The 16,857-nt window shown below is 69.8% G+C and carries 13 protein-coding genes; 3 read left to right on the top strand and 10 right to left on the bottom strand.

All coding sequences use genetic code 11. The features are described from left to right. Window positions 1-135: 135 nt before the first annotated feature. The 10 genes from OV208_RS23860 to OV208_RS23815 form a co-directional block, all read right to left on the bottom strand. Window positions 136-807: a pilus assembly FimT family protein gene (locus OV208_RS23860; RefSeq protein WP_267576180.1), complete on the bottom strand. Its 672-nt coding sequence runs from the start codon at window positions 805-807 to the stop codon at window positions 136-138. Continuing rightward, complete coding sequence (locus OV208_RS23855; protein ID WP_267576179.1) at window positions 804-2,051, bottom strand: PilW family protein; 1,248 nt, start codon at window positions 2,049-2,051, stop codon at window positions 804-806. The genes OV208_RS23860 and OV208_RS23855 overlap by 4 nt, the downstream gene beginning before the upstream one ends. Further along, the gene (locus tag OV208_RS23850) at window positions 2,048-2,521 is read right to left on the bottom strand and encodes a pilus assembly protein (RefSeq protein WP_267576178.1); all 474 of its coding nucleotides are present in this window, start codon (window positions 2,519-2,521) and stop codon (window positions 2,048-2,050) included. Before OV208_RS23850 ends, OV208_RS23855 begins: the two co-directional genes overlap by 4 nt. A gap of 50 nt (window positions 2,522-2,571) precedes the next feature. Next, a complete protein-coding gene (locus OV208_RS23845) occupies window positions 2,572-6,798 on the bottom strand; it encodes a DUF4114 domain-containing protein (RefSeq protein WP_267576177.1) in 4,227 nt (1,408 codons plus the stop codon). After that, the gene (locus tag OV208_RS23840; RefSeq protein ID WP_267576176.1) at window positions 6,798-7,259 is read right to left on the bottom strand and encodes a c-type cytochrome; all 462 of its coding nucleotides are present in this window, start codon (window positions 7,257-7,259) and stop codon (window positions 6,798-6,800) included. The genes OV208_RS23845 and OV208_RS23840 overlap by 1 nt, the downstream gene beginning before the upstream one ends. Before the next feature lie 48 nt (window positions 7,260-7,307). Continuing rightward, window positions 7,308-8,072, bottom strand: a complete 765-nt coding sequence (locus OV208_RS23835) for a hypothetical protein (protein ID WP_267576175.1) — start codon at window positions 8,070-8,072, stop codon at window positions 7,308-7,310. 207 nt (window positions 8,073-8,279) lie between these two features. Beyond that, window positions 8,280-8,591 (bottom strand): hypothetical protein, encoded by a 312-nt coding sequence (locus OV208_RS23830; RefSeq protein ID WP_267576174.1) that lies wholly within the window; start codon window positions 8,589-8,591, stop codon window positions 8,280-8,282. 62 nt (window positions 8,592-8,653) lie between these two features. Further along, on the bottom strand, window positions 8,654-8,980 hold the full coding sequence (locus OV208_RS23825; RefSeq protein WP_120540653.1) for a c-type cytochrome: 327 nt from the start codon (window positions 8,978-8,980) through the stop codon (window positions 8,654-8,656). Between the two features lie 44 nt (window positions 8,981-9,024). Continuing rightward, entirely contained in the window at window positions 9,025-10,716 is a 1,692-nt protein-coding gene (locus OV208_RS23820) for a hypothetical protein (protein ID WP_267576173.1), read from the bottom strand. 7 nt (window positions 10,717-10,723) lie between these two features. Next, window positions 10,724-12,055 (bottom strand): bifunctional glycosyltransferase/class I SAM-dependent methyltransferase, encoded by a 1,332-nt coding sequence (locus OV208_RS23815; protein WP_267576172.1) that lies wholly within the window; start codon window positions 12,053-12,055, stop codon window positions 10,724-10,726. Between the two features lie 219 nt (window positions 12,056-12,274). Here OV208_RS23815 and OV208_RS23810 point away from each other — a divergent pair, with 219 nt between their 5' ends. The 3 genes from OV208_RS23810 to OV208_RS23800 are packed head-to-tail and all read left to right on the top strand — an operon-like array spanning window position 12,275 to window position 16,850. Continuing rightward, a complete protein-coding gene (locus OV208_RS23810) occupies window positions 12,275-14,476 on the top strand; it encodes a GumC family protein (RefSeq protein WP_267576171.1) in 2,202 nt (733 codons plus the stop codon). 59 nt (window positions 14,477-14,535) lie between these two features. Further along, window positions 14,536-15,714 (top strand): glycosyltransferase, encoded by a 1,179-nt coding sequence (locus OV208_RS23805; protein ID WP_324291409.1) that lies wholly within the window; start codon window positions 14,536-14,538, stop codon window positions 15,712-15,714. An 11-nt stretch (window positions 15,715-15,725) separates the two neighbouring features. Next, window positions 15,726-16,850, top strand: a complete 1,125-nt coding sequence (locus OV208_RS23800) for a glycosyltransferase family 4 protein (protein WP_267576169.1) — start codon at window positions 15,726-15,728, stop codon at window positions 16,848-16,850. Window positions 16,851-16,857 lie beyond the last annotated feature (7 nt).

Genomic DNA, 16,857 nt, shown 5'->3' with positions numbered 1-16,857 from the left:
CTAATTAGGGTGCTACCTGCCCCAAATCAACGCTGGATGCTGAACACCTGTCATGTGGCCGTGAAACAGGACGGCCGCTGAGCGTGGAGGCTCCCGTCCGGGGCCCGGGAGGGGCCCGGACGGGAAGTGACAACCTCAGGGCGCGCAGGCCGCCACGGACCGCGGGTCATGGTTCGGGCGGTTCGCGTCCGCCGCGTTGGAGTCGCACTCCAGCAGGTCCGCGATGCCCGTCAGCGGTTCGAGGACCAGCAGGCTGGTGGCGCGGTCCGTCGTGTACGTGAAGCGGATGGACTTGTCGTTCGGCGTCGCCGCGCTCATGGCCTCGGCGTCGTTCACGAAGTCGCGCATGCAGTCCATGTGGTCCACCACCGGCTTCGCGGAGCCGGGCTGGAAGCACAGGCCGTGGATGGCCTGCGCGTTCATGGAGGCCGGGATGACGATGTCCTGGCCCACGTCGGTGCAGCAGTTGGCGTCCTGGCGGCAGGTCTTGTTGTCACAGGCCGCCAGGGGACAGTCGACGTCGCTCCACGCATCCGCGCACCGCAGCCGCTCCCAGCGGGCCACGCTGTAGCTCACCCCGTTCGACTGGACGACGTTCGGATCCACGACGAAGCGCACGGGCTGGTTGGTGGAGATGGCGAGCTGCCGCGCGCGGATCACGGAGGACCACAGCTCCCGGGTCGCGGTGCTCTCGCGCTGGCCGATGATCCTGCCCTGCATGTTCACCACGGCCAGTGACACCATGATGCCCAGGACGGCCACCACCACCATCAACTCCAGCAGCGTCATGCCTCGGGTGTTCTTCATGTTCCTGACCCTGTGGGGGGTGGGGGCAGCGGCTGAAGGCCAGCCATGCCGAAGTTGCGAGGCGCCACCTGGAAGGTGACGGACCGGCGCTTGTAGCCGTCCCGGTCGTGACCGTCCTCATCCACCGCGCCCACGTCCACCGCGTCCCGGTCCAGGCGGCGCGTGCGGACGACCAGGGTGACTTCCAGTACGCGCACGCGCGCGCGCAGCCGGTCGCGCACCACCTCATCGGTCATGGCGCCGGGAACGTACTCCGGCGTGAAGAACTCCGCCGAGCAGATGCCACCGGCGGAGCCCTGGGCGACCGTGCAGGCATCGAGGGCGGGACGCATGACGGGCACCTCCGCCGGGAACCACCTGTATTCGGCGATGGGGTTGAGGAGGTCGACGACCGCCTGGCGCACCCTGAGCTGCTCCACGTCGCGGCTGATCACCCGCCAGGTATCCGAACCGTGGGTCAGGCCTTCCAGCGTCGGGAATCCGTCCTTCCAGTTCACCCGGTAGGCCATCCCTTCCAGTCGCAACGCGATCCAACCCGGCAAGGCCCAGACGCCGTTGCTCCGGCTCTTGCACACCCCGTTCAGCAGGCCCGTGCCGGACGCGCCCATCTCGGCGATGAGGCGGTTGCTACCGCTGTCCACGTTCGTCACCTGCACTGCGCAAGCCACCGGCGGCTGCGTGGGCACCGTCGGGTTCTTCTCGTTGTACTGGATGGCGTTCACGAACACCGCGGACGTGGTGGCCAGGGGCGGAACCGGCTTCAGGGTCTCCTCGGCCTCCTCCGTCAACTGGTAGTTGGTTTCGTTCGCGTCGGCGGTGGCGCTCACGAGCTTGCCCGGGCCGGTGTTCGCGAGGAAGGTGCTGCTGACCGAGGGGCCCCAGTAGATGCGCAGGGCGTCCGACTCCTTGCCCGGGGGAGGGGGGATGTATTTGCCGTCGTCGGTGAAGAACGGCACCGACCCCGGATCGGAGAAGACCTGCAGCGCGTAGCGCACGTCGTTGTCGAAGAAGCTGATGGGCGTGTTGCCCATGCCGGTCCCGGCCCGCCAGAGCGTGGCGGTCAGGTTGTCCTGCGCCGCCCGGCCGGCGGTCTGCGCCATCATCGTCTGTTCCTCGAAGAGGGCGCGCCGCTGCAACTGCGCGCCCACCGCCAGGCCCACGCCCAGCACGATGACGCCCAGTGCCGCGGCGATCATCACTTCGAGCAGGGTGAACCCCGCGCTTCGGAAGCTCGGTCTCTTCATGGCGACATCCGCGTCTGGAGGACCACCACCTGGCGGCCCGTCCGGTTCGGTTCCACCCAGCTGACGGACACCCGGACGTTGATGACGTTGCCCAGCAGTCCGGGGAGCAGCTCACGCGTGACGAGCGGCTCGCCCAGGCTTCCTCCTTCGATGGAGCCCAAGATGGGCAGCCCATCCACGTCGATGGCCACCTCGTACTGCCGCATGATCATGCCGGCGGCGGGGGCCGTCAGCGTCGGCTCTCCGCCAGCCGTCTGGTAGTAGATGATGCGCCGGTTGTCCCACGCCGCCATGTTCGCGCAGGGTTGAGGATCCTGCGAGCACCCCTGGGCGCGCAGGGACTCCAGCGTCTGTTCCGCCAGCATCCCCGCCTGATTGGCCGTCAGCGTCCTCCGGTTGGAGTAGCTGGTCTGGGACACGACCGTCATCGCCGCCGCGATCCCCAGCAGCATGACGACCATGGTGGCCATGACCTCCAGCAAGGTCACACCCCGCGAACCCGATGTCATCCTCGTGTGCGTCATGGCTTCGGCATCCGCCCGTCAGGCAGCGGCTCCCACAAGAGGGTGCGTGAGCGCATCTCGCCGGTGCCTTCACCGCCGTTGTTGAAGGCTCCACCGGTCGCGTCCTTCGCTTCGCCATTGGCGGTGACGAAGATCATGTGTCCGTCGTGGATGACGGGCGCGGAGACGGCGTGGCCGGCGAACGCCTGCGACGACATGCTCGGAGCGTTGGGACCGTCGCCGAGCTGCGCGGCGGAGTAGTACTTGCCGTTCTGCGTCTGGCTCAGGCCGCAGACGTCCGCGGACTTGCCCACCGCCGTGGTGGCGAAGATCTGGCTGGAGCTGAGCACCACGCCGCCCCAGACCGTCTGCCCGACGTCCAGCGCGTTGGCCCACATGGGCTCCAGCACGGTGCTGCTGCAGCCGTTCTTGCCCCAGGGGTCCGAGTCCTCATACGCCATGAGGTAGTAGTGGTAGCTGGTGTCCTTGTTGGGGGGGCCATCCGAGTAGAGGTCCGGGTTGTCGCTGGTGCCGAAGAAGAAGCGCACCGCCGCACCGTCGGTCTTGGAGATCACTCTCAGCGCCATGTTGGAGTGGATCTGCTGGTAGCTCTGGTCCTGGTTGAAGGTGTTGTACTTGGCCTTCGTCAGGCTGAGCGGTGCGTCGACGACGCGGCACGTCTTCACCTTCGCTCCGGGCGCGCGGGTGGTGCTCACGTCATCCAGGTTGACGCGGTAGACGTGGCCGGAGGTGGTCGCCACGTAGACGACGTCATAGGTGCCGTCCTGGTCCAGGTCGAGCATCGCGGGACCCGCGGCGACGCCCACGCCCGTCTCCAGCGTGATGACGCCCGAGTACCTACCAGTGACACCGCTGTTGTTGTAGTTGAGCGGCTGGCCCGTCTTCATGTCGAGGATGTACAGGGCGCCAGCGCGGCCCGACGCGGGGACGAAGTCGCTGCCGACGATGGCGGCCCACTCGGTCTTGGTGGCATCCGAGCCCCAGCGGATCCGGCCCACCGACGGCGAGAAGCGCGAACTGGAGGAGTCCGGACGCTTGCCCAGCGGGTTGATCAACAGGCTGCTGAAGTGGTCGTTCATGGGGGTCTCCATCATGCTGAACTCCCACATGGGATTCGGGTACCTGGCGTTGGTCGGATCCGTGATGTCCAGCGAGAAGACGACGGGGCTGGTCTTGCCCGAGGCGGAGACGAGGACGGTCTTGGCGCCCTTGTCCTTGTCCGCCATGGACGGGGTCCATGGCGGCTTGGAGCCGGCCAGTCCGGCCAGGTCCACGTTGGCGATGGTGGGCGAGGCATCCAGGCTGGGCCGCGGCTGCGTGATGGAGTCCGCGAACCGCGCGTACTGGTGGCGGTAGCGCGACAGCAGGTTGTAGGGCATGTAGGCGAAGAGTTCGTCGCCCGAACCGTAGTCGCGCGGCACATCGCCACTGCAGCTGAAGGGCTTGAAGTAGCCCCGGTACTGTTCAGGGGTCCCGCAGTTGTCCAGGGTGCTGTTGAGGAACGCACCGCTGTCGACGGCGTGCAGCATGCCCGTCATCGTGCCCACGTAGGCCACGGTGCGGCGCTGGGCCAGGGGGGTGATGAAGTTCTGGAGGAACTTGTCCTGCTCGACCGGCTTGGCGTTGTCGTACCAGGAGTCCTTGTACGGAGGGACCGCCAGGGCGACGGTGGACAGGTTGATGCCACCCATGGCCCAGGGACGCTTCACGTTGGACGTGCCCGGGGCGTACTTGTCCTCCCAGCCGTAGAGCCAGTCCACCAGGTACTTGCGGTCGTTCGTGTCGGTGTTGTTGCGCCGGCCGCCCGTCATGGACGGCGTGCCGCACTTGTTGTCGCGGTTGAGGTCCCAGACGGGCACCCCGTCGTTGACGTCGTCACAGAGCACGTCCGGGAAGAGGGTGTTGGACGTGCTGATGAGGGTGTTCACTTCGACGCGGGCGCTGGTGGAGGCGTTCGTCGTGTAGAGCTTGCGCGCATCGGGTGACTTGGTCCCGTTGCGGAACGACTCGGCCATCACGCGACCGGCTTCCCAGCGCTGCTCCGAGGCGAGGGTCGCGGGGTTCTCCGGCGGGTACAGCGACTTGAAGTAGAGCCGGCCGCGGACCTCGTAGTCCTTGCGGCCATCGTAGAGGCGCACGGAGGGCGCCGGCAGGCCCGCCCCGGGGAAGTTGTCACCCCAGGCGATGCCCGGCGTCTCATTCACGCCCCAGACGATGGCGTTGCCCAGCGTGGAGGGCGACGAGCGCGAGAAGGCGCCGGAGCGCACGGCCTGGTAGCCCACGTCCACCTTGTCGATGATGGGACGGCAGCGCTCGTTGGGGCTGCTGACCTCCACCTTCCAGCACAGCTGGGAGCCCGTGAAGCCCAGGGACAGCAGATCCAGCTCCACTTCCTGGGCAGGGGGCGTTTCGTCGGGGAACTCCACGGGGATCCACGTGGGGTATTCCTTGCGCGTGCAGACGCCGCCGGAGCACTCGCGGCAGTCCACCGCGATGAAGTAGTCGATGGAGGCATCCGGTCCGCCGGGGGGCGTGCAGGCCCCGGGGAACTCCTCCGTCCAGCAGGGCGGCCCACCGGGACAGGTGCGCGGCGCGGGCGCCATGTCGTCCTGGCGGCGGAAGCGCACCTTGGTGATGGTGAAGTCCTCGGCCACGGTGGGGGAGATGTCCCCGGAGACGGTGGAGGAGCGCGTGAGGCCGCCGTTCTCCTTGTTGATGACGAACACCACGTCGTTGAAGTCGCGGTCACCACCGCCGCTCAAGTCCTCGAAGCCGAGGATCCACCGGAAGGGGTCCGTGGTGGGCGCGCCCACGATGACGTGCGGCATCGGATTGCGGACGCCGGCGGGACGCGGGATGGACACCTTCTCCATGGGCATGTCCAGGTTGCCGAAGAAGGGCGTCTTCAGGCGCCACAGCGTCGTGCCTTCCTCGTCCTTCGGGCCGTCCAGCCAGCCGCACAGCCTCTCCGAGGAGTTCTCCACCGGGCAGCTGAGGCTGCTCGTCGCATTCGGGTTGTCACGGTTGCACCCCGGCTCGTAATTGCAGCCGATGTTGCGCTGCGCGACGACGGAGCCGCCCTGGAGGTTCTGATCCATGTTCCATTCCGCCTTGGAGAAGAAGACGGAGATGGGGGTCCTCAGGTGCAGCAGGCACTTGCCCTGGTCATCCTGGCGGAGGCAGGCGTACGCATTGCCCGCGTCGATGTTGTGACCCTGCTCGTAGAAGACGACGATGAAGAAGACGATCTCCCGGTTGCCCTTGATCTCCCCCAGGTCCACCGTGCGGTCGTACTCGGTGACGCCGGGATCCAGGTTCACCTGGCGCTCGATGCCGCGGTAGTCGTACTTGGAGACGTCGTAGTCCGGAATGCCTTCGCCAAACTCGCCACTGTCCTTGATGGGGGACGCGAGGTTGCGCCAGACATCGTAGCCCGCGTCGTCATCCGCCAGCAGGAACACCATCTGCCCCAGGCCCTTGTTGGCGTTGGCGTCGTCCGCTGGCTCCAGCAGGTTGGGGATGTGCGGGAAGAGCCCGCGGTCGGAGAAGGTGGTGGTCGCCGCATTGTCGCTGACGTTGCCAGTGGGGTTCCTGCCCACCAGGTCCACCTTGATGGTGTCCTGGTCGTGGCCGGGGCGCGCGTCCGTGAGGTTCTGCTGGGCGAGGAAGGTGCTGGTGCCGCAGTCACCCATCGCCAGTTCGGGCTCGGTGAGGCTCACCGGGGGCGGGGCTCCGGCGACCGTCGAGGTCGTGAACGGCCTGTTGCAGCGACGGTCGGCGAGCCTGCCCACGTAGGGGCGAGCCTTGGGGCCCGTCGTCGGGGCGACGTTGAAGATGTCCTCGTGCAGGTCGTAGATGCCGTTCGAGTTCGTGTCGAGCAGCTTGCCGTTGTTGTCGACGTAGCCAGCCCCACGCACCTTGTCCATGTACATGTAGCCGAGCGCGTGAGAGGCGCCGGCGGACTCGTACACGTAGCTGATGGTCACCCGCTGGTCGAACGGGAGGGTGATGTTCTCCACGTTGAGCGCGGCCAACGCCGTGTTGAGCTGCAGGCGCTGATCGTCGGTGAGCTGCATCGTGGGGTTGGTGAGTTCCAGCGACTCGGCGCTGAACTCCGGCTGCTTGTTCGCGTCCAGCTCGTTGCGGCAAAGGTCCTGCTGCGCCGAAGCGCCCAGGGATGCCAACAGGCCGAGGGTCCCGAAGGTGCGAATCATTCCGCGCATCACTTGCTCCCCTGCTTCGGTGGGTTCTTCGGATCCGCCTTGCGCCGCGCCTGCTGCTCGCGCTGCTCCGCGAGGCCCTTCTCCAGCTCCTGCCGCTGCGCCACGTCGCGCCGCTTCGCGGGCGGCTGGGTGCGGCTGACGAGGAAGCTGATCAGCCGGTCCTTGTCCGCCTCCGCGAGCAGCCGCGTGTCGCAGCCCGTCCCGGCCTTGACCTTGTAGGGGGCGTCGATCCAGGTGCGCACCTGGGACAGGTTGCGCTTGGGCAACAGCTCACCCAGGTTGGGCCCCGCGCCGGGATAGCGGCCCACGAGGTTGCTCCGCGGCCGGGCCTTGGTTCCAGGCGCGTCGACGCGGGCGATGTGGCAGCGAGCGCAGGCTTTCCTGAAGGCGGTCTGGCCTCCCGCCTGCGCGCTGGCGAGACCTGGCGCCAGCAGGAGGATCAGCAGGGTCAAGCGTTTCATGAAGGGCTCGGGGAAAAGGAAGGGAGGTGGGCCTGAGGGAAAGGCGGCCTAGATGGTCTGCGCGTTGTTGGAGATGAGGATCTCCCCGCCAGGGGCGGCGCCGTTCTCGTTCCCGGAATCGGAGAGGCCGCCGCTGCCGCCCTGCTGGACGCTGCCAGGGCTGTATTTCGACTCCTTGGTCTGCTGGGAGACGAGCGCCTGCACCACGGACCGGGTGGGGCGGCTGTTCTCGATGCCCTCCACCTCGCCCACGGCGATGAGCCAGACCTGGCGGTTGCGGTCGACGCTGGGGCTCGCGCCGGTCCCGTTGAGGGGCTCCTTGTCGTTGCGCAGGAACACGCGGTAGCGCACCCGGTTCTGCTCCGGGTAGTCCGCGTAGTCCTGACTGGCCACGGGCAGGGAGTCGGGACCGCTCTGGAGGTCCTCCGGCTGTGCCATCATGGCGTTCAGGCCGTAGTAGTTCCAGGTCCCCGCGCCACCGGGTCCCGGGAGGACCTCGAACCAGGGGTCGGTGGCGGGGTCGCCGAGGCCCGGCTCGTTGACGGGGGCGCCCAGGGCGGCGTTGAAATCCAGCGTCGCGGGCCCCAGGTTGGTCATCAGCAGGCGGATCTTCTCGCGGCCCTCGGCCATGCCCGCCTCGGCGGCGTAGAACGCCTCCTTCTTGCGGCGGGTGTCCGACTGCGTGTCGGCCTCGCGGCCCACCACGCTGAAGCTGAGCATCACCGCCATCGTCACGACGGCGACCACGCCCAGAGCGAGCAGGAGCGTGAAGCCTCGCGGCTGACGGGGGTGGGAGCGGGTGCGCTGAACCATCAGGGACTCCTTCGTGCGCCCTGGGGGAGGCGCAGCGTGGGTCCAACGTTCAGCAATCCGCGTGCCATCCGGCCTGGAACTCAACCCGTTGGAATGAGGGGGTGTGCGCAGGCCGGGGGGTGCCGTTTGACGTCATGCGGCTGCGCAAAGTTTGCGAGCCCGCCAATCCTTGCGGTGTCCCCGCCCTTTTCGGGCGGGGCGGTGCGGCTAGCGCTGGCCACCGCGCAGTGCGGCGCGCAGGCGGAGCATGTCGTCCAGGACGCCCGGATCCACCAGCTCCAGGGCGGCCTTCTGGGAGAGGCCGCGAGGCTGCTGGCGGTACTCCTCCTCGTCCTCCTCGCCGCCCTTGCCACCCTTCTTGTCGTCGCCACCGCCCTTGTCGCCGCCCTTGGGCATCAGCGCCACCGGCTGGGAGATGCCCGCCTCCACACTCGGGAAGGCGTTGGCGTCGGCGCGCACCGACGCGAAGAGGCTGACCATGGACAGGCAGAACACGATGGCGACAGTGAGGGTCTTCATGGGTGTCTCCGATTCTCCCACTCCCTGGACGCCTGAGCGCGAGGGGTTATTCACGACGCGCGTCACTTCGCCTTGAAGGTGCGGATGTATCGCACCAGTGCGTCCATCTGCTCCGGGGTGAGCCGGTCCTTGTAGGCCTTCATCTTCGTGTTGCGGGAGGAGCCGTTGGCGATGACGGCGCGCAGCTCGGCGTCCGTTTCGGCCTTCTGCCAGGCGGCCTGACTCATGTCGACGATGGCCTCCTTCTGGCCCAGGCGCGTCTGCGCGCGACCGTCCGGGCCATGACAGGACTTGCAGCTCTTGCCCCACAGCTCCGCGGCGTCCTCGGCCCGGGCCACGGGGGCGCACAGCAGCAGGGTGGATACCAGCAGGCACAGCCGCGTCGTCATGCACCGTCTCCTGAAGCGAAGGCGGCGCCAGTATAGCGGCGCGCTCAGGATCCCGCGCGAGGCCAGAAGGGCGTCGGCGGTCGGCCAGGGGGCTGCAACCAGACGGATTCCAGGAAGCGCACCGCGTTCTGATCCGCCGTGTCGTTGCGCGTGAACGCGGCCTGGGTCCCCACCAGCACCGCCAGCGTCGCGAGTCCCGCCGCCCACGCCACGGGGGTCGCGGGGCGTCCGGCCGCGTCGCGTCCCAGGGCGAGGAAGAGGGAGGCCGCCACGCCGACGAGCGCCGCGAGCAGCATGCCGCCCGCGAGCCATGTCGGGAGCCCCAGGAAGGCGAGCACGTTGGGCGCGTGGTAGCCGGCGAGGAAGAGCGGTCGCGCCAGCGCGAGCACGGGGGTGGAGACGTCGTCGGGGATGTAGTTGACGAAGGTGGCGAGGCCGGTGACGAGCACGGACGCCGCGCACAGCATGGCCGCGATGCCCGACAGCCACGGCCGCCCGGCTTCGCGCAGCCGCTCCAGCACGAGCCCCGCCGGCAGGAGCAGGAAGGGCACGAGCCCCGTGAGGTGGCGCGGCCCCGTCGTCCAGCCCCAGGAGTCATAGGTGAACGACGACGTGAAGTACGTGTAGCCGGCGAGCGTCACCGCCGTCAGCCAGAACAGGGCGCGCGCCTCCGGGGACGTCCTGCCCTGTCGCTTCAAGAGGCCCAGGCCGGGCAGCGCGAGCAGCAGGAAGGGCGACAGCGTGAACAGCCCCCGCAGCGGGGAGAAGAACGACAGGAAGAAGGCGCGCGGATCCGGCGTGCGGATGCCCAGGAAGCCGCCCAGGTGCCACGGCTGATAGGCCGCGTCGTTGAGGTGCTTGTAGCCCGTCTCCAGCGGATGCCCGAAGGTGGCCTGGTGGTAGAGCATCAGCGCCGCGATGAAGGGCAGCGCGCCCAGGAAGGCGAGCCCCGTGGCGCGGCCCAGCTTCTGGACCCGCGCGCTCCACGCGTCGGGGGTCCCCAGCAGGGTGAGGGCCGCGTAGAGGATGAGGCCCAGGACGCCCAGCGCGCCGGTGTACTCGGCGGCGATGGTGGCGCCCGCGCAGGCTCCGGCCACGGCGTAGCCGCGTTCACGCCATTCCCCGCGCGACAGCCGCCACAGCGCATAGAAGCCGGCGAAGAGCAGCACCGCCGTCGTCTGGTGGCTCATGAAGAGCAGCGAGTAGCTGAACGCCAGCGAGCCCAGCGCGTACGTCACCGTGAGGGCGTCCGCGACGACAGGTGACAGCCAGGCGCGCAGGAAGCGGCGCACCAGCCACAGCAGCACCAGCGTGGGCAGCACCGTGAGGAAGAGGCGGCTGAAGAAGACCAGCGGCACCTCCGGCACGGCGTAGCGGTGGCCCCCGCCCACGGCGCGCAGGGCCGCGTACACGGGCACCGCGGCGAAGGACAAGAGCGGCGCCTTGGACGGGTAGTACTTCCCGTTCATCACCGACAGGTCGCCCACGTGACCGTAGTCGCGCAGCGCCTGGTTGATCTCCAGCGTGCCATCTTCCACGAGCGCGCGCGTCTGCCACAGCCGGCACAGCTCGTTGGGCGAGCGCAGGCCCGGGTGGTACGGGAAGAGGACCACGTAGAGCGCCACCACCGTGGCCCACACCGCGCGGGGCAGGCCCGGAGCCCGAAGCGGCGCTGGCGCGGCGGCGGGTGGGGCCGCGTCGGGCGGGGGCGGGTTGGGGTGGGGCTCGGCGCTCAAGGGGGCGTCAGACGGCGCGGCCGACGGCGAACAGGCTCATGCCCACCGGCAGCTTCACCTGCTGCTCGGCCTGGGCGAACAGGGGCGCCAGCGTGTCGTAGAGCTTCAACTGGAGCTTGGGCACCGCGCGGCGGCGCAACAGGCGGCTGTTGACGAACCAGCCCGGCAGGCCGACGAGGTTCATCCACTCCAGCGTGTCCACGCGGAAGCCGTTCTCCTCCAGCACCGCGCGCAGGGTGGCGGGCGTGTAGCGGCGGTAGTGGCCCACCGCCTCGTCGATGGCGCCGAAGAGCTGCGGCAGCGCCGGCACGAGGATGAGCACGCGGCCGTCCGGCTGGAGAATCTGGCGGAAGCGGCGCACCGCGGACGCGTCATCCGGGATGTGCTCCAGCACGTTGGACAGCACGATGGTGTCCAGCTCTTCCGCCTGCAGCGACTCCCAGTCCGCGAGCGCCACGTCGGACAGGTAGGGGCGCACGTGGGGCTTGCCGCGGAAGAGGTTCTTCAGGCGGTCCACGTAGAAGCGCTCCACCTCCAGCGCGACCAGCATGTCGCAGCCGGCCTCCAGCTCGCGGGTGATGGTGCCGATGCCGGCGCCAATCTCCAGCACGCGGCGGCCCAGGTGTTCGCGGAAGCGGCGGCCCAGCCACTGGTTGTAGTGGGTGGCGCCGTCCATGCGCTCCAGGGTGGAGTAGCCCTCGTGCTGGTTGTCCGCGTCGTCGCGCACGGTGGCGTAGCGCACCAGCGTGCGCAGGCGGGCCAGGTGCGCGGAGGCCGGGCGGCGCGGCACGGCCTGCATCGGGGGCAGGTGCACTTCCGTGAGGCGGAAGAGCTGCGCGGCCATCTTCACCACGAGCTCCGCGTCCACCGCGTCGTCGTCGCTGGTGAGCTGGATGGAGCGCAGCGCGTCCGTGCGGAAGGCGCGCAGGCCGGTGAGCGGATCCGCGAGGGCCACGTCGGTGACGAAGCGGGTGATGCCGCCCAGGGCGCGCTCGGCCAAGAGCTCCGCGGAGTTGCCGGGGCGACGGCCGAAGACGCCGTCGGCGGTGTCATCGCGCAGGGGCTGCACCAGCGCGGCGTAGCTGTCCGGTGAGTAGGCTGCGTCCGGATCCTGGAGCACCGTCATGCTGCCGGTGACGTGGGGGAGCGCGGCGCGGATGGACGCTCCCTTGCCTCCCTGGGCCGCCAGGATGTGGACGTTGGGACCGGGCGTGACATCCACCGGGCCCTCTCCCGCGAGGACGACCTGGGCCTGACCCGAAAGGGCGTGGGCGAAGTGCGCTGCCGCGGAGGCGGTCGCCGGCGTGTAGGGGAGGACCACGGAGAGGGCTGCAACCATGGTGCGGCTCACTACCACAGGCGCTTCCATGGCGCGCGTTCGTGGATCGGACCGGATGGACGAGGAGCATCCAGGCGGCGTCGGTTCGATGGACAACCTGCCCGGGCCGTTGCACGCTCCCTCCGTTGTTCACCCCTGTGCGATGTGGGTGCAGGTCGGGGTCCGGATGCCGGGCCGCTGAAGCCGCCCGCGGCAGCCCCCCTTCTGGAGAGATGCGACGTGGAAGGAACGGTGTTGGACCCGGCCGGAGGTGCTCCCGGCGCGACGTCCGCGAGCGCGATGCATCGGGCGCGAGGGTTGTGGCGCAGGCGGTGGGTGATGCTCGGGGTGGCGCTGGCCGTCACCGCGCTCACGGCGGCCTGGACGCTGCGGCAGCCGCGCATCTACGCGGCCAGCACGTCGCTCATCATCGACGTCACCGCGCCCCGCATCCTCGACGGCGAGGTGAAGGAGGTGATGGGCGAGGAGCGCAGCAACTACTGGTTCAACAAGGAGTACACCGGCACGCAGAGCGAGGTCATCACCTCGCGCGCGGTGGCGAGCCGCGTGGTGGACCGGCTGGGGCTGGCCAATGATCCGGGCTTCCTGGGCCTGCCGGCGAACCAGGACGAGAAGGCGCGCGTGCAGGCGCTCCAGGCGGCGGACGCGGTGGGCCTGTTGCGCACGCGCATCGTCGTGGTGCCCGGCAAGGACTCGCGGGTGATGAACATCGGCGTGGAGGACGTGGATCCCAAGCGCGCGGCGCTGCTCGCCAATGAGGTGGCCGCCGCGTACATGGCGGAGAACCAGGCCCTCAAGATGCGCGTCACGGACGAGGCGCGCACGTGGCTGGAGGTCCGCCGGGACGAGCTGGGCCGCGAGGCGAAGGCCGGCGAGCTGGCCGTCTACGACCTGAAGAAGGACGCGGACATGCTGTCCACGTCGCTGGAGTCGCGGCTGTCCATCGTCAGCGAGCGCATCAACTCCTACAACCTGAAGCTCACCGAGGTGCGCACGCGCATCGCGGCGCAGCAGGCGCGCGTGGACGCCATCCACCAGCTGCGCAAGGCCGCGGGCTCCGACGAGACGTGGGCGGAGGCGGTGCCCGGGGCGAAGGACGGGCCCATCCAGGACATGAAGATGCGCTACGGCGAGCAGAAGGTCGCTTGCGCGGAGCTGTCGGAGCGCTACCTGCCGGAGCACCCGAAGCTGCTGGAGTGCAACCGCAAGCTGGAGGTGGTGCGCGAGGATCTGCTCAAGAGCCTCGGCAACGTGGTGCGCTCGGCGGAGATGCAGTTGGTGGAGGTGAAGGGCGAGGAGCGCAACCTCAACAAGCTCCTGGACGAGACCAAGGCCGAGGCCTTCGTCGTGAACAAGAAGGCCATCGAGTACGGGCAGCTCCAGCGCGAGTCGGACGACAACCAGCGGCGCTACGAGGATGTCCTCAAGCGCCTCAAGGACGTGGAGCTGTCGGGCCTCCTGCGCACGAGCAACGTGCGCGTGCTGGACGAGGCGCGGCCGGTGCTGGTGCCGGTGCGGCCGCACACGCGGCGCAACCTGCTGGTGGGCTGGGTGATGGGCCTGCTCCTGGGGCTGGTCGCGGCGGTGCTGCTGGAGTTCCTGGAGAACACCGTCGCGTCGCAGGCGGACGTGGAGGAGGGGCTGGGGCTGGCGTTCCTGGGCGTGGTGCCGCGCATGGAGAGCGGAAGGGAGCAGGGGGAGCGCGACCTGTACGTGCACCGCTCGCCGCGCTCGGCGGTGGCGGAGTGCTGCCGCGCGGTGCGCACCAACCTCCTGTTCATGTCGCCGGATGAGCCCTGCAAGACGCTGGTGGTGACGTCCAGCGGCCCTCAGGAAGGCAAGTCCACCACGTGCATCAACCTGGGCGTGGCCATGGCCCAGAGCGGCAACCGCGTGCTGCTCCTGGACACGGACATGCGCAGGCCCCGGCTGCACCGCGCGTTCGGCGTGCCCAACGACTTCGGCATCAGTTCGCTGGTGGTGGGCGAGGGCTCGCTGGACAAGGCCGTGAAGAGCACGGAGGTGCCCAACCTCTTCGTGCTGCCGTGCGGTCCGCTGCCGCCGAACCCGGCGGAGCTGTTGCACACGCGCGCCTTCAAGGACCTGCTGCGCGCGGCGTCGGAGAAGTTCGACCGCGTCATCCTGGACAGCCCGCCGCTCAATGCCGTGGTGGACGCGGCGGTGCTGGCCACGCAGGCGGACGGCGTGGTGATGGTGTTCAAGGCGGGCAAGACGGACCGGGGCGCGGCGAAGCGCGCACTGCGCTCGCTGGCGGACGTGCAGGCGCGCATGTTCGGCGCCATCCTCAACGACGTGGACTTGCGCCAGCCGCGGTACGGCGACACGTACCTGGGCTATCAGGGCTACGGCCCGACCCAGGACGGGCCGAAGGGCGCGAAGGGTGGGGTGGCACCGTCGTGACGGGCGCGGGCCTGCGGGTGCTGCACCTGGGGAAGTTCTACCCTCCGGCCTCCGGCGGCATGGAGGCGCACGTGCGGACGCTGGCGCAGGCCCAGGCCGCGCTGGGCGCGCAGGTGGAGGTGCTGTGCGCGAACCACTCCGTGGACGGCACCGGCACCAGCCACGAGTTCCACGGCCGCAGTCCCACGCGTGAGGAGTGGGACGGTCCGGTGCGCGTGGTGCGGCTGGGGCGGCTGGCGTCCGTGGCGCGCATGGATGTGATGCCGGTGCTGCCCTGGGCGCTGCGTCGCGCGCTGGCGCGGGGCGTGGACGTGGTGCACCTGCACGTGCCCAATCCGTCCATGGTGCTGGCGCTGGATGCGGTGCCGCGCCTGCCCGCGGTGGTGGTGACGCACCAGAGCGACATCATCCGCCAGAAGGTCGCGGGCGCGCTCTTCCGTCCCTTCGAGTGGATGCTGTACGCCCGCGCGGCGCGGCTGCTGGCCACGAGCGATGCGTATGTGCGCGGCTCGTCGCTGCTCTCCACGTTCAAGGAGAAGGTGCGGGTGTTGCCGCTGGGCATCGAGCTTGCGCCGTACCTGCACCCTTCGGCCGAAGCGCGCGAGGCCCAGGCGCGGTGGACGGCGGAGGCGGCGGGGGGACCGCTGTGGCTGATGGTCGGGCGGCTCGTCTACTACAAGGGCCTGTTCACGGCGCTGGAGGCGCTGGTGCACGCGCCGGGACGGCTCGTCGTCGTGGGCGAAGGGCCCCTGGCCGCGGAGGGCCGCGAGCGGGCGCGGGCATTGGGCATCGAGGACCGCGTGACGTGGGCGGGCTACCTGTCACCGGAGGCGCTCGCGGGCGCGTTCCGGGCCGCCACCGCGCTGTGGTTTCCGAGCAACGCGCGCAGCGAGGCATATGGCCTGTCGCAGGTGGAGGCCCTGGCGAGCGGCCTTCCGGTGATCAACACGGCCATCCCGGACTCCGGCGTGGCGTGGGTGAGCGTGCACGAGCGCACCGGGCTCACGGTGCCGGTGGGCGATGCGCGGGCGCTGGCGGCGGCGGCGCGCCGGCTGGTGGATGAGCCCGGACTGAGGGAGCGGCTGGGGCAGGGGGCACGGGAGCGCGCGCGGGCGGAGTTCGCCCATGACGTGATGGCGGCGCGCAGCCTGGAGCTGTACGCGGAGGCGCTTGGGCGCAGTCCCCTGGTGGAGGCGCGGCCTTCGTCGTCGGTCCAACACGTCGCGGGCGGGAGTTGAGGCCCGACCCCATGCGTGTGCTGCACGTGTCCAGCGGCAACCTGTACGGCGGCGTCGAGACGTTCCTGCGCACGCTGGCGCTCGCAGGGGCGAAGCGTGGCGGGGGCGCGGAGCACGCGTTCGCGCTGTGCTTCGAGGGCCGCATCGCGGAGGAGCTGCGCTCGGCGGGCGCGGGGTTGCACCTGCTGGGACCCGCGAAGGTGAGCCGTCCCTGGTTGGTGTGGGAGGCACGCCGCGCGTTGAGGGCCCTGCTGAAGCGCGAGGCGTTCTCTGCGGTGGTGTGTCACGCGGCGTGGCCGCAGGCGCTCTTCGGCCCGGTGGTGCGCGCGGCCGGCGTGCCGCTCCTGTTCTTCCAGCACGACGCGCTCACGGGCGAGCACTGGGTGGAGCGCTGGGCGCGCGTCACCGAGCCGGCGCTGGCGCTGTGCAACAGCCGCTACACCGCGGGCACGCTGGCCCGGGTGTATCCGCGCACGCCGTGGCGCGTCCTCCATCCTCCCGTGCCGGAGGGTGGCGCGGGGCTCACCCCTTCCGAGCGTGCTTCGCTGCGCGGGGAGCTGGGCGCGAGCGCGGAGGATGTCGTCATCGTCCACGCCAGCCGCATGCAGGAGTGGAAGGGACAGCGGCTGCTGCTGGAGTCATTGGGCAGGCTGCGACAGGTGCCGGGTTGGAAGGCGTGGTTCGCGGGCGGCGCGCAGCGTCCGGAGGAGGTCGCGTACGCGGACGGCCTCGCGGATCAGGCCGCGCGGCTGGGGCTCTCCGACCGGGTGCGCTTCCTGGGACAGCGCACGGATGTGCCACGGCTGCTGCGCGCGGCGGACGTGCACTGCCAGCCGAACATCGGGCCGGAGCCGTTTGGACTCGCGTTCGTGGAGGCGCTGTACGCCGGGCTTCCCGTGGTGACCACCGCGCTGGGTGGTCCGCTGGAGATCGTCGACGTGTCGTGTGGCGTGCTGGTGCCTCCGAAGGTGGAGGCCCTGGCCCAGGCACTGCGTGAGCTCATCGAGGATGAACCGGCGCGGCTCAAGCTGGGACGCGGCGGGCCCGCTCGGGCGTTGGCGCTGAGTGCTCCGTCCGCGTTCCTGGAGGCGCTGGAGGTGGCGGTGCGCTCCGTGATTCGGGAGCCCCTGTCTTGAAGGCGGC

The organism is Corallococcus sp. bb12-1 (genome assembly GCF_026626765.1).
In the GTDB taxonomy this organism is placed as follows: Bacteria; Myxococcota; Myxococcia; order Myxococcales; family Myxococcaceae; genus Corallococcus; species Corallococcus terminator.
This window is presented reverse-complemented; position numbering and strand designations above follow the sequence as displayed.